Genomic DNA, 13,876 nt, shown 5'->3' on the forward strand with positions numbered 1-13,876 from the left:
GGATGGCGCAGCCATCCTTTTTTGTAACGATTCAAAAAAACAATTAAATAACGCGAGAAAAGCGCGTATTTTTAATTTGCTGCTGTAAATACGCATCAAAGCACATACAGATAATGCGAATGAATAAGTTACCTTTACTGGTGACTTCAATGCGGTTGTCAGACAAGGCCACTAATTCATCTTCAGCCAGTGGTTTGAGTGCCTCAAGGGCTTCACTAAAGTAATCGTTAAAGTCGATATTATATTTCGTCTCAATCGCCTTTGTGTCTAATTCAAAATGACAAATAAGTTGCTTGATTACATCGGCTCTTAACTCGTCATCATTATTCAGGCGCATGCCTTTGTGTGTGGCACAACCAATCTCATTAATGTCTGAGTAGTAGGCTTTAAGCTCTTTTTGGTTTTGCAAAATCGCATTGCCAATTTGTGAAATCGACGAAACCCCTAAACCTAATAAGTCGCAGTTGCCATGCGTGGTGTAGCCTTGGAAGTTTCGATGAAGCTCACCGTTTCTTTGGGCGATAGCTAGCTCGTCGTCTTTTTTAGCAAAGTGGTCCATGCCGATAAATTGATAACCTGCCTCGGTCATTTGCTGTAGGGTATTTTTGAAGATCTCCAGCTTTTGCTGTGGGCTTGGCATATCCGCTTCTTTTAGTTTACGTTGCGCGGCAAATCTATCTGGGAGGTGAGCGTAGTTAAACACCGACACTCTGTCTGGGCTCAGCGCTATCAGCTGCTCAATGCTTTGTTTAAAGCTCTCTGGGGTTTGGTGAGGTAAACCGTAGATCATATCTGTATTGATTGACTTAAACCCGAGTGCTCTTGCTTGTTTAACCAGTGCTAAAACTTCTTCGACACATTGCGGACGGTTTACCGCCGCCTGTACTTCATCATTGAAATCTTGAATACCAAACGATACTCGGTTAAAGCCTAAGTTTTTCAAGGTGACTAACATATCGTCAGCAATAGAGCGCGGGTCAATTTCAATGCCGCGTTGTGCGTCTTCGGTAAAGTTGAAGTGTGCTTCGACAATATTAATCAGGCGTGTCATTTGCTCGGCGGTTAAAAATGTCGGTGTACCACCACCTAAATGTAGTTGTTCAACTTGGTATTCAGAAAAGACAGATGATTGTGCCTGAACTTCTTTTTCTAGATGATCTAAATAGACGTCAGCCTTTGACTGATGGCGCGTCACGATTTTATTGCAGCCGCAGTAATAACAAAGCTGGTGGCAAAATGGGATGTGAATATAGAGCGATAAGGCTTGGTTTTTTGACTGTTTTACAGCGGTATGTAAATCAGCCTGTTGATAACCGCTTTCTAATGATAATGCCGTAGGGTAAGACGTATATCTAGGACCTGATACATTATATTTTTTGATTAGGGATTCATCCCATGTTGGTAAATTAATCACGATACGCACTCATCTATTAGATTAGAGCGTGTAGTGTATGACGAGAAGTGAAAGTAGGTTTTGATCTGTAGCAAAGCAGGGCATAAATCATGCCCTGCTTTGCTGAGTAAGGTTAAAGCTTAAATTGATTTACTGTGCCATTTAATGCTCTGGCTAAGCTGTTAAGATCATGCGCTTCATCAGCCAATGTATGGGCATGATTAGCAGTGCTGTTAACAAGGTCATTAATCGCATTTAAGCTGGTATTAATATCTTCAGCAACAATGGTCTGCTGCTCAGTCGCGGTTGCAATTTGATGGCTTTGATCTTGCACCGTTGCCACCGAACTAGCGATTTCTTGCAGTGAGTCGAGTACTTCTTGCGTTTGTGAAACTGAGCCCTCGGCTTGATCTTGTCCTTGTTGCATCATGGTTGACGCTTGCTGTGCGATTTGCTGCAGACGTGAAATCATGTTGCGAATATCATCAGTAGATTCTTGCGTTCTGCTCGCTAATGAGCGTACTTCATCGGCAACCACGGCAAAACCTCGACCTTGTTCACCAGCACGCGCAGCTTCAATGGCGGCATTAAGTGCCAGTAAATTGGTTTGCTCGGCAATACCATTAATCACATCAATTACGGCGCCGATATTGGTAGTTTCTTTTTCGAGGCCTGCAACAACTTTGGCGGCTTCACCAATGTGATTAGCTAGCTCAGTCATCACGGTTTGCGCCTGACTTGAACGTGTTGCGCCATCATTGGTCATGTGCTGTACTTGCTCGGCAGCATGGCTTGCTTCTTGTGCGTTACGAGAAATCTCAGTCACCGTTGCCGCCATTTCAGTTACCGCAGCGCTTACGCTATCTACTTGTTCTTTCTCTTGCTGAATTTCGCTATTAGTGCTGGCTGATACTGCGCTAAGTTGCTCAGATGCATGACCCAGTTGCGAAGCTTGCTCAGCCGTCATTTGCATCATGGTGCGAAGCTTTTCAATAAAGGTGTTCATGTGTGTTGCTAACTGACCAACTTCATCATTGCTTTCAATGTTGATACGGCGGGTGAGATCGCCTTCGCCTGACGCGATATCACGCATGGTATCTGCAAGTGAAACGATAGGCTTAGTGATCATTTGCGTGGCCCAAAGTATCATTAATACAATAATGGTGATGATCACTAAGAACGCGATAATGGTGCTCATAACCGCTTTATTGACCGGTTCTTCAATAAAAGAAACTGGGATCATGACACCCACGTGCCAATCAAGTAATGGCTCGTCTAACTTGACGCTGTTATAAACAACATAATAGTCTTTGCCTTTGAATGTCACTGTTGATGTGCCAGACGAGTTGCGCTTAATTTGTGAATTTAATTCTTTAAAACCAGACGTATTTGAGAATTGCTTTTCGAGTCCATCAAGCCCTTCTTTGCCATTTGGCCCTTCGTCGGTGATAGACAGCTTATGGCCTGTTTGTTTAGATAAGTGAACTACATTCAAATTATTATCTAGCAAGAAACCATACCCTTGCCCTTGAAAGCGGATCTGCTCAACCAATTGATTGATTTGCTCCATCTGTAAATCAATACCCGCGATCCCGAGTAGTGTTTGGCTTGAGTTGTAAACAGGTAATTTAATTACGGCAGATACATCACCAGTATTGGCATCGACAGAGACTGGACTTACATGTAATTTGCCGACAGCCATAGCTTCAGGCCACCATCCGCGTTTATAAGCATAATAAGGGCGACCATCAGAAAATTGTGATGTTCGCTCATTTTCTTTGAAGTATTCACCGGTGATCGCTGAAGCGAAAAAGGTCGACAGCACATTTTTATCTGTATTTGTTAAGCGCACAAAATCTTGATTGACGCGCTCATAAGTCGGCAGTCCAGCAAGCTTACTTTCACGTTCAGTATATTGCTCGAAAAACTCTAAAACATGGGCGCTTTGGGCAAATGTGCTGACTAATTTACCGTACTGTGCAAAAAAGGACTCCATAGTGAGTTTTTCTGCGTATAAATAGCTTTGCGCTTCGCGTTCAACACTATTTCGTGAAAGGCTGGCAAGATGGTTTACAAAGTAACTAGACGCAATGATAAGTAGCACTGAAATAGTACCACCAATTAGCAGGAGTATTTTTCTCCTGAGAGATAGATTGTTAAGCATGATATATTCTTTTTATTGGAAATCGCACTACCTACAATCAAAGCATATCTAAGCCATTTTGACCACTGTAAACGTTAGATTGACAATAGTTTGTTTCTGATTTGGTACTTAAAGAGAGAAATTAATACAGAGGTATGAGATGAATGTTGTAATTTTAGGAGCAGGCTGGTTGGGAAGTGCATTTATTGAAAAGGCACGACAGCAGCACTGGCAAGTTCAGGGAACAAGTCGAAGCAATACAAACACCAGCAGCATCATTCGTCAGTTTGCGATTCAAGAAGGTGAATTGGTTCATTCTATTGATTTAAAAGATGCATATTGGGTGTGCGCGATTCCTCCAAGAGCACGTGATGTGGCAAGTAACTATCTCGACACTCTCAGTTCAGCATTGCAGCTTGCGCAGCAGCTAAAGTGCAAAGGTTTTTTACTGTGTTCGAGTACGGGCGTGTATGCAGAAAAAGATGCGATTTACAATGAGCACAGTGAGCTAGATAGCCAAACAGCTCGGAAAAAAGTGCTCATCGCAGCTGAAAATAAAGTATTGGAAGCGGGTGGCAAAGTGCTGAGGTTAGCTGGTTTAGTTGGGCCAAACCGTGAACCTGGGCAGTTTGTTGCAGGTAAGGCGCTTAAAAGTAGCAGCAAAGCGGTTGTAAACATGGTGCATCAGCATGATGTGGTTGCTGCAATTTCGACGGTGTTGGAACAATGGCCGCAGGCCGATACGATTTATAATGTGTGCCACCCTTGGCACCCAACCCGTGAAGATTATTATCAAGAGAAATGTGCTCTGCTAGGTACCCAACCACCTACTTTTGCGCGCGATGTGGCGAGTGTTCGCATCATTGATGGCTCGGCCATTGAAGCGCTAGGGTTTGCATATCAAGCCACAATTTAAATCATCTTACTTGTTTTTTAAAAGTAAGATGACCGCCTAAGCGGTATTTGCTGCCAGGTGATATAAGCCTAGTAAAGCTAACGATACCGCTTGAACTCCATGTGCGCCTTATCATTTGGAGGCAAGGTTCTTCATTGTATAAATTTAGCCATTGGCAAACATCCTGGCTGGGCATCACAGCTTCAATGGTGTGCCTCGCTTCAGTCAGTGGCGCCACAACCGATAAATATTCATGTGGTGTGATGGCAGTAAAATCTTGTTGCAGATATTCCGGGGCCAGATGTGGGCTTACGAAGCGCTCTTCTGCTTGGAGTGGTTGGCCATTCTCGTGGTGTACAATCACACTGCGATAGACTTTACTGTCTATATCAACACTGAGCGCGATAGCGATAGGGGCCATTGCGGCGATTTCTTCGAGGGCTATGACCTCAGCACTGTACTCACCATTTCTCTCTTTTACTTCATCGGCGATGTTTTTTATCTCCAGCATAGAAGACTGTGATTTGAAGCTGGCTACAAATGTACCTAAACCTTGACTACGCGTTAATACGCCACTATCAGTCAACTCGCTTAAAGCGCGTCTGGCGGTCATACGGCTTACACTAAATTGCTCTGCAAGTTCGTTTTCAGAGGGGACACGTTGATCTTCTTTCCAAACGCCGGTACGGATCTGTTCAGTAATGTGTTGTTTTATTAATGCAAACTTAGGTTCGTTGGCCATACTAGAAAATATAATTTTAGGATCTTATTTAAAAATGGCACAGTTTTCTTGTATATACAAGTTTGCATGATAGTCTTGTAGACAATTAAAAAGAATTCAGATGAGGCTGATATGTTTGAAGCAGATTTAGTGATCACCGATGTAAACTTGGCAACCATGGATGCCGATATTGACGCGCCTTATGGGGCAATAGAGCAGGGCGCGTTGATAATTAAAAACAACAAAATTGCATGGCTTGGAAAACAGCATGACCTGCCTGAATTTGATGCCCTAGCAACGCCTGTGATCAATGCCAAAGGGCAATGGTTAACACCAGGGTTAATAGATTGTCACACACACATATTATTTGCAGGTAATCGAGCTGGGGAGTTTGAACAGCGCTTAAATGGTGTTTCATATCAAGAAATTGCGCAGCAGGGCGGGGGAATAGCCAGCACCGTGCGTGCGACTCGTGAAGCAGATGAAGAAACCTTATTTGTTGCAGGTAAAAATAGGTTAAACAGTTTATTGAATGAAGGCGTGACTACGGTAGAAAGTAAGTCAGGCTATGGCCTTGATTTAGAAACCGAAATCAAGCTGCTAGAAGTAAATAAAGTTTTAAATGATAACCACCCAATTGACATTCAAAGCACTTTTTTAGGTGCGCATGCACTGCCTCCTGAATATAAAAATGATGCTGATGCTTATATCGATCTAGTGTGTGATGTGATGTTGCCTGCGGTGGCAGAACAAAACCTTGCGCATGCCGTTGATGTATTCTGTGAAAATGTAGGGTTTAGTTATGAGCAAACTAAGCGTGTCTTTGCAAAGGCGCAATCGTTAGGGCTCCCTGTAAAATGCCATGCAGAGCAGCTCTCTAATCAGCATGGCACAGAGCTCGTGGCTGAATTTAAAGGTTTATCAGCAGATCATATTGAGTTTCTAGATGAGGCTGGCGTAAAAGCAATGGCCGAGGCGGGTACTGTTGCAGTGTTACTGCCAGGGGCTTTTTATTTTCTGCGAGAAACACAAATGCCACCTATCGATTTATTGCGTCAATACAAAGTGCCTATGGCACTGGCCAGTGATTTCAATCCGGGCACCGCGCCACTTTGCTCTCTAAGATTGATGCTGAATATGGGCTGTACCCTGTTTAGATTAACCCCTGAAGAAACCTTACAAGGCGTAACAGTGCACGCAGCACAAGCACTAGGTTTGGCAGATCGCGGTGTGTTAAAAGTGGGTATGCGCGCTGATTTAGCGTTATGGAATGTGGCTACGCCTGCACAATTAAGTTATCAATTTGGTGTAAATGAACTATCAAATTTGTGGATCTCAGGTAAACTGATCCAATAAGAAGTATTTAATTTATAGGTGAAAGTTGGTGATGACCTTAATCGGTACATTGACCAGCTTTCCTGTATTCAATGGATTGCAACAGGGGGAGCTGGCACTACTAACCGCATTTCTGGGCGGGTTAGTGTTAATGGGCAGTATTGCCTTAATTATTCTCACACACTTGCAATCTGTTCGAGCGCTTCATATTGCGACTATGCTTGTTGCGTTCGTTGCCTTACTCCCTAATATTTGGGCGAGTTATGCCATCTCATTGGTGTTACTCGGTCATTTGTTATTAGCGCTGCGCCATGGCTCTAAAACACTGCTCATTGCGTCCTTTGTATCAGCGGCAAGCTACCTCTTTTTACTTTCAGGTTCCATTGTCTGGTTTTGGCCAATACAATGGGTGCTTTTGCCTTTAATCCTTGTTTATATCTCTCAGTTATACGAGTTTAGTTTGAGAGCGGTAGGGCAACAGCATACGAGCTCGACTGAACATGCAACTGAAAGAAAGCAAGATATTCTTGGTTTGCCTGATAGAGCTGGATTGAGAGAGGCGTACTATCAGCATGTTGAAAAAGACACTTCACCACTGGTTTTAGTGATGATCAGGCTTGAAGGGTTCGAGCAGGTTAATTTTCATTTAGGTCGAGAATATGGTGACCTACTATTGGCACAATCAGCAAATAGAATTAAACAACATCTGCAAAATGTGGATATTGTGGCTATCTCTCATGGCGGCGAAGCGTCTAAGCTTGCTCATTTAGGTGGCCTTCATTTTGTTTTTTTGTGTTCTCTTGCACATCAAAAGCACATTCACGAACAAATGATTGGTGCCATAGTGCAGAGTACATTAAAGCCTTTTAACGTAGGTAACTGCACGATTGAAATAAAAGCCAGAGCGAGTTTTGTGCAATGTGCCGAACGAGTAAGTGATTTTGATAATGCGATTACTTGCGCATTTTTAGCATTGGATTCAGAGCCGAAAAAAGTGGTTACTGAATATCAAAATACCATGCAAACGGCGAAACAAGAGCAGCAAGCACGCTTAGCAGAATTGACCCATTGTGATTTTAGAGGCCAGCTAGAGCTTTATTTTCAACCTGTCATTCGCCATAGCGACAATGGTATTGAGTTCTTAGAGTTACTGCTACGTTGGCAGCACCCAAAGCAAGGGATCCTTGCTGCGAGTCAATTTATTGATGATATTCGTATTGCGGGTTTAGCATTACCTGTTGCGCAATATGTTATTGAGCGAGCAGCAGAAATTGCGATGGCACTGAAAATGGAAGGGATCAAAATGGCACTCAGTGTCAATGTGTTTGGACCCGAAATGCTACATGAAGAATTTATTGAGTTTTTAGACGATGTTTTACTGACTCACCACCTTGAGGCCGGTGATTTAATTATAGAGTGTCCGTCTGCGTTGTTTATGTCTTTAGATGCGCAAGGGGTTGCGATGATAGCTCGGCTTCGTAGTATTGGTGTGCGCTTGTGTGTCGATGGTTTTGGTGAGGCCCCGCTGGTATTAGCTAAACTACCTAAGCTAACTGTAGATTACGTTAAAGTAGGGCAGTCCCTTACACGAGATCACCAACATCAAGGTGCGCTCAGAGGGATTGTAAGAGGCCTTGTAGATATGCAGCATCAGTTAGATTGTGCAGTTATCTGTGAAGGCGTAGAAAGCCAAGAGCAGCTTAATTTTGCGCAAAGTTTAAATACTTTTGCTGCTCAAGGTTATTACTTCGAAAGGCCACTCAGTAGCGTTGGTATGCTTACATGGATCAAACAATACCAGCTTGAGCATCATCATTTAGTCGATCACGAAAAAGGGTAGCACCTTGCTACCCTTGTTGTTTGCCTAATAAATAACTACAGACTAGACCACTTAAAACCTGCCCAGCTTCAGTGATACCTTGCTCCAGACCATTCGGGTGGGTTGCGGGTGCAGCCTCGCATAAGTGTAAATAACGGCTTGCACTATGAGTTGCCCCAAGGAATACGAAGTGCTCAGCATCACTGACAGAAAAACCACAATTAGTAAATGCGCTAACAGGCATGCCGCTAATCGCATCGACATCAACTTCAATGCCCAAAGGCTTATCAGTTTTAAAGCGGGCTAAACTGTGCGTGCAGTCAGAAGTTAAACTTCGGCTGCGCATAACCTGCAATGTTTGGTAAGTGGTGTAGGTAAACCCGGCATTTGTCAAAGCACTGATAATGGTTTGGTTATTTTTTTGCTCATGCATACCGACTACATGGTAATCATGTAAATATCCGTCTTGGTATGCGTAATGGAATCCGTTGCCACTATGGCGACCTTCAATGGCTCTAAAATCAGCATGTGGGTCAAAGTTAATAGCATTACATGGGCTGGCTTCACTTGTGCTTAAGGCTTTTAAAATTGGATAGCAATTATTGTGGCCGCCACCGATAACAATGGCTTCTAAACCGGCATCAAATACCGATTTTAAAACTGCTGTGACACGCTCATCTAATTCGCCACATAAACTTCTCAATTGCGCTAAATCTTCGGCTTGGGTGTTATCTAGCGGTTTACTCTGTGACTGCAAATCATCACACTTCACTTCACCTAATAACAAAACTGATTTAGGGTCGAGAAATTCATTGCTTGGTAAATTTAAAAAGCGTTTTAAGAATGCTTGCCAGCCTTGGGTTGCGCCACCTCGGCCACAATTTGCTCTGGGGCCAATATCTTCATTAATGCCAATCAGTACATAACGAATACCAAATTGTGCAGCATCTTTTAAAGCGCTTTCAAGGGGGGCCGTGTGGTCTAGGTATGAAATTGATTGCCAAAAACGCGTTTCATTAGCTCGGCTGGTCGTGAAGCTCTGGGTGTCGGCTTCACTATAACGATTTAACCATTTACTCATAACTATTCAGTTTCTTCTAGAACATCTTCAAGCACTAGCTCTTCTGCAGAAATAATAATGCCTGTGCTGTCGGCGTATAGATAGTCATCTTCATAAAAAGAGACGCCAGCGAAATTAACCGGAACACCTTGTTCTCCGCTGCCTTGACTATCAGCTGCAACAGGGATCGAGGCGATAGCTTGTATACCCAGTTCACACTCTTCTAGTTCATCAACATGTCTAACAGCGCCATAAACCACAATGCCTTGCCAATGGTTTTCTACAGCCAGTTCTGCCAATTCGATATCGATAAGTGCTCGACGCGAAGAGCCTCCACCATCGATCAGCAAAATTTTACCTGTACCATCTTGCTCTAAAATCTCTTGAATAAGCTCGTTATTTTCAAAGCATTTTACTGTGACAATACGACCGCAAAAAGCAGTGTGGCCACCAAAGTTAATGAACATGGGTTCAAGTACATCGATTGAATCTGCAAAATGATCACATAAGTCAGATGTGCTGTAGTCCATATTGATTTCTCCAGAGAGTATTTGTTTGTTTCAGTATACTCTCATGCACTTTCATAGCAATGGCAAAGTTGCTGTAAAAGCAGGCACTTTATGCGCTTAGTCAAACCCGAGCAGATTCCATAATAGTGTCTTAAAAAGTTCACCTAGCTGTTATTTTTCGAGTCTAAAGTTTAATCAATGAGCAACTAATTTGTGCAAAAGTACCGCTTATGACAACGAAGGGGTACTGATTGTTACATGGAACGAATAAGGTGAATGGCATTGAAAGTACTATATGCAGCAAAAATCATCGATCTTGCGCAATTACAGCAAACATATTTATTGATCCAGTGTTTTAAAACACATCAAGTTGATGCGGACGTTATTTTATCCGGTGACAATTTATCTAAACCAGCAAGCAAACAGTTGATTGCTCAGATTGAAGCGCTTAAAACGGGGAGCTGCTTCATCAGGCATAAACCCACACGGTTTACTAAAACCTTTAGGCAGAAAGTGGCTGATATCTTTACCAACCGTTCTCATTTTAAGGGGGCGAATTATAACTTGGTGATTACTGATAATGAGTCAATCGTCGCATGGTCGGCAAAACTTTCCGGGATCCCGGTAATGGCTTTAGGACATCATGTGGCGGTTAATCACCACCAATTACCTTTTGATGGTGCGAACCTGACGAGAATTTGGCAGCAATGGTTAGTACCCGCAGATTATCGGTTAGGGTTTCACTGGATCCCGTTTGCACAAAATATCTTGCCACCGATAGTACCTAGTTATCACACCACCTGTATAAAAAATAAAGTGGTGGTGTACTTACCTTCCGAGTCATTGCCAGCAATAAAGAATTTATTGGAAAGCTTTCCCAATACTGAATTTTATTGTTTTCACCCAGCGGCAGACACTAAATCTGTTGGCAATATTCATTATCGAGGCGACGATCACGAACAATTGTTACAAGACATGAAAAGTTGTAAAGGGGTCATCACTCACGCCCAGTTTGAAGTAATTAACGCGGCACTAAAAATGGGTAAAAACTTATTATTAAAACCGTTGGAACATGAATTAGTGCAAACCATTGATGCAAGTTTATTAATAAAACTAGGTTGGGCAAAGCAAATGCATTATTTAAATGATAATGCCGTAGAGGATTTTTTAGAAATAGATGGTCAAACCTCGGTGAGTTTTTCATCGGATCCTTGTTTGTTAGTTGAATGGATAAAAGCTGAAAAGTGGCATGAAATTAATGCATTACATGATACAGCTTGGAAAACACTAAAGGTTGGGTAGTTCTAAAAAATAAATAGGTGCATTTATTGAGCGTATTAGAATTTTTTATTGTTATTAGGTTAAATTTAAAAGCCTATTTTTCAACCTTGGTCTATACTAATCATATGTTTTATAACCTTAGGTAACAGTATGGCCTTATTAGAAAATTTAACCATCAAAAGGCGTTTGCAACTGAATGCAATTGTTGTCGGAATTGCAATGTTGGTAATGCTCGCGGTGATTATCTTTGAAGCTCGCACAATGCTGAAACTCAATGAAGCGATTAAGTACGCTGAAGAGCTTGAAATTCATGAGTTATCAATGCGCAAGTACGAAAAGAATTTTCTATTTTATAAGGACACGGAAGCGCTTAGTAAATTTGATAAAGAATATCAGCACTTAATCACAAAAATAGATCAGTTAAATGTTCTATTAAATGATTTATCTATCGATCAAGGGGAGCTTGAAAAGTTTCGCGGTTTGAGTCGATCTTACAAAGAAACCTTTGAACATGTTGTGGAGTTACAAAAGACGATTGGCTTGCACCCTAAAGATGCTTTGTACGGCGCATTACGCTCAGCTGTGCATGAAGTAGAAACAGGGTTAAAGCAGCACAATAATTTTGAATTATTAAGTCTTATGTTGCAGTTACGACGTGCAGAAAAAGATTTCATGTTGCGTTTAGATACTAAGTACTTAGATAAATTTAATATTACCTATGACAAGCTTTATCCAAAGCTACAATCTTATGGGCTAGCGCCTTTGTTGCTAGATTATAAAAACAAGTTTACTGACCTTGTTGACGCCCAAGTTAAGTTGGGTATGTCCCTTGAAGACGGCGCACTTGGTGAAATGGTTAAGATTGTGAAGCAAGGTGATGCCACGGTTGAGAATATCGTTTTACAGACTAAAGAAGCAATTGAATCAAATGCGAGAACGACGCAAACTGCGGCCATTGGCATTTTTATTGTTGCGGGTATTATCGTAATGATCTTAGTGCTTTCTACAAGCCGTTCAATTATTACGCCTGTAGAACGTGTGTATCAAACTATCGAGCGAATTCGCCGCGAAAACAATTTAGCAATTAAAATCGAGTCAACAGGTGATGATGAAATCACTACCATGACTGAAGACTTTAATAGTTTGATTGATGACTTCAAGATTCTGATTTCAGAGGTGAATACCGCCTTAGGTACGATTAATGAAGCGACCCATCACTTAAGTGAAACCACCGCGCAAACCAGTGCAGGTATGCATGAGCAATTGCACGAAGCCGATATGGTGGCAACAGCGGCGACTGAAATGCAAGCGACGATTCAAGATATCTCGCACAATACAGAAGCGGCTGCGCAAAAAGCAGAATCAACAAATGAAAACGCTCAACAAGGCCGAGTTGAAGTTGATGCGACGATCCATCGTATTATGGCTTTATCAGACTCATTAGGCGGCGCATCAGATGTGGTTTCACAACTTGAGCGTGATGCAGAAACGATTGGATCGGTGTTGGATGTTATTCGTGGAATCGCAGAGCAAACAAATTTACTTGCATTGAATGCGGCAATTGAGGCTGCACGTGCAGGTGAACAAGGGCGAGGCTTTGCGGTAGTTGCAGATGAGGTTCGATCACTTGCGCAACGTACGCAAGATTCAACACAAGAAATCGAGAGTATTATCTCAACTCTTCAAGAGCGTACTCAGTCTGTTGTGAGTATTATGCATCAATGTCGTACCCAGGGCAGTGAGAGTGTCTCACAGGCCGAGAAAGCTGGTGAATTACTGAGCTCGATTACGGCAGATGTACAGACCATCATGGAAATGAGCACGCACATTGCGACTGCTATTGATGAACAGAATCAGGTTGCGTCTGAAGTGAATAAAAACGTGGTGCGTATTCGCGATATTGCACAAGTTGCATCTGAGCATGCGAAGAGTAATGCACAAAGCAGTGAAGAGGTTTCTGAACAAGCCAAAGTACTGCATGAGGCGGTTGCTAAGTATAGATACTAAATTAGCATCACTACTAAATTGCTAGGAAAAACTGAAAAACGCAGCATTTGCTGCGTTTTTTTATATTCAAGTTTTAACGCTCCAGATTATACCAGTCCGCTTAACTAAGTGGTCTATTTTGAGGCAAGAAAACCTTGTTGGTAGCACCGCTCACGCGTCCTGCTATCGCTGAGGTACCTACATCCATGTAGGCAAGGCAAAGATTTCGTTATTTAGTTGTTCTAAATGAGAAATCTTTAACGCAGCTAGCGTCAGGTTTAATCCCTCAAAATGATTAAGTGTTATTGCGGATTGGTATTATGGCGTGAACTTGATAGGAATACGATCTTTGTTGGCATGATAGTCCTCAACCCTCGCTTGATATCTCTGCCAGCGTTCAGTCTGTTCTTCTGAAAGTGCACGAAGATATTGCCAGCTATATAAACCTGAGTCATGGCCATCATCAAAAACCAGCCTTACGGCATAATGTCCAACAGGCTCAAGTTTTTTGATAGCTACCTCTTGTTTATTCAGCACCAGATTCAGTGGATCTTTGGATTGATTACCATGTCCTTGCACTTCAGCAGAAGGGGAGTGGGTTCGCAAATACTCACAGCTTAAAGTGAATATTTGCTCATCATCGAAATGAATGTCGAGCGTTTTAGATACAGTATGGTAGTGAAGTTTATTGACAATATACATGACTGCTCTCAATGAGTATTTTTGGTATTACA

11 protein-coding genes are annotated in these 13,876 nt (G+C 42.2%); 5 read left to right on the forward strand and 6 right to left on the reverse strand.

Annotated elements, in window-relative coordinates; genetic code table 11:
* Nucleotides 1-43: 43 nt before the first annotated feature.
* Nucleotides 44-1,414, reverse strand: coding sequence for an oxygen-independent coproporphyrinogen III oxidase (gene hemN / locus ACH784_RS01260; RefSeq protein ID WP_404392838.1), 1,371 nt, complete (start codon nt 1,412-1,414; stop codon nt 44-46).
* 112 nt (nt 1,415-1,526) lie between these two features.
* Nucleotides 1,527-3,557, reverse strand: a complete 2,031-nt coding sequence (locus ACH784_RS01265) for a methyl-accepting chemotaxis protein (protein WP_404392840.1) — start codon at nt 3,555-3,557, stop codon at nt 1,527-1,529.
* Nucleotides 3,558-3,681: 124 nt separating this feature from the next.
* Between ACH784_RS01265 and ACH784_RS01270 the strand changes: the two genes are divergently transcribed.
* Nucleotides 3,682-4,452: an NADP-binding protein gene (locus tag ACH784_RS01270; RefSeq protein WP_404395144.1), complete on the forward strand. Its 771-nt coding sequence runs from the start codon at nt 3,682-3,684 to the stop codon at nt 4,450-4,452.
* Nucleotide 4,453: 1 nt separating this feature from the next.
* Here the strand turns inward: ACH784_RS01270 and hutC are convergent, their stop codons facing one another.
* Nucleotides 4,454-5,173, reverse strand: coding sequence for a histidine utilization repressor (hutC, locus tag ACH784_RS01275; RefSeq protein WP_404392842.1), 720 nt, complete (start codon nt 5,171-5,173; stop codon nt 4,454-4,456).
* A 111-nt stretch (nt 5,174-5,284) separates the two neighbouring features.
* On the opposite strand from hutC, the gene hutI reads away from it, so the two are divergent.
* Both hutI and ACH784_RS01285 read left to right on the forward strand, forming a co-directional pair.
* Nucleotides 5,285-6,508 carry an imidazolonepropionase gene (gene hutI, locus ACH784_RS01280; RefSeq protein ID WP_404392844.1) on the forward strand — a complete coding sequence of 408 codons (1,224 nt, stop codon included), beginning with the start codon at nt 5,285-5,287 and terminating at the stop codon, nt 6,506-6,508.
* 31 nt (nt 6,509-6,539) lie between these two features.
* Nucleotides 6,540-8,327: an EAL domain-containing protein gene (locus ACH784_RS01285; protein ID WP_404395146.1), complete on the forward strand. Its 1,788-nt coding sequence runs from the start codon at nt 6,540-6,542 to the stop codon at nt 8,325-8,327.
* A 7-nt stretch (nt 8,328-8,334) separates the two neighbouring features.
* Here ACH784_RS01285 and ACH784_RS01290 read toward each other — a convergent pair whose 3' ends face one another.
* On the reverse strand, nt 8,335-9,387 hold the full coding sequence (locus tag ACH784_RS01290) for a formimidoylglutamase (protein WP_404392846.1): 1,053 nt from the start codon (nt 9,385-9,387) through the stop codon (nt 8,335-8,337).
* A 2-nt stretch (nt 9,388-9,389) separates the two neighbouring features.
* Entirely contained in the window at nt 9,390-9,896 is a 507-nt protein-coding gene (rraA, locus tag ACH784_RS01295; protein ID WP_404392848.1) for a ribonuclease E activity regulator RraA, read from the reverse strand.
* A gap of 255 nt (nt 9,897-10,151) precedes the next feature.
* Here rraA and ACH784_RS01300 point away from each other — a divergent pair, with 255 nt between their 5' ends.
* Both ACH784_RS01300 and ACH784_RS01305 read left to right on the forward strand, forming a co-directional pair.
* Complete coding sequence (locus ACH784_RS01300) at nt 10,152-11,177, forward strand: glycosyltransferase family protein (RefSeq protein ID WP_404392850.1); 1,026 nt, start codon at nt 10,152-10,154, stop codon at nt 11,175-11,177.
* Between the two features lie 129 nt (nt 11,178-11,306).
* Nucleotides 11,307-13,163, forward strand: a complete 1,857-nt coding sequence (locus tag ACH784_RS01305) for a methyl-accepting chemotaxis protein (protein ID WP_404392852.1) — start codon at nt 11,307-11,309, stop codon at nt 13,161-13,163.
* Between the two features lie 297 nt (nt 13,164-13,460).
* Here ACH784_RS01305 and ACH784_RS01310 read toward each other — a convergent pair whose 3' ends face one another.
* The gene (locus tag ACH784_RS01310) at nt 13,461-13,844 is read right to left on the reverse strand and encodes a gamma-butyrobetaine hydroxylase-like domain-containing protein (RefSeq protein ID WP_404392854.1); all 384 of its coding nucleotides are present in this window, start codon (nt 13,842-13,844) and stop codon (nt 13,461-13,463) included.
* Nucleotides 13,845-13,876 lie beyond the last annotated feature (32 nt).

It is taken from the genome of Pseudoalteromonas phenolica, assembly GCF_044788725.1.
GTDB classification, from domain to species: Bacteria; Pseudomonadota; Gammaproteobacteria; order Enterobacterales; family Alteromonadaceae; genus Pseudoalteromonas; species Pseudoalteromonas phenolica_C.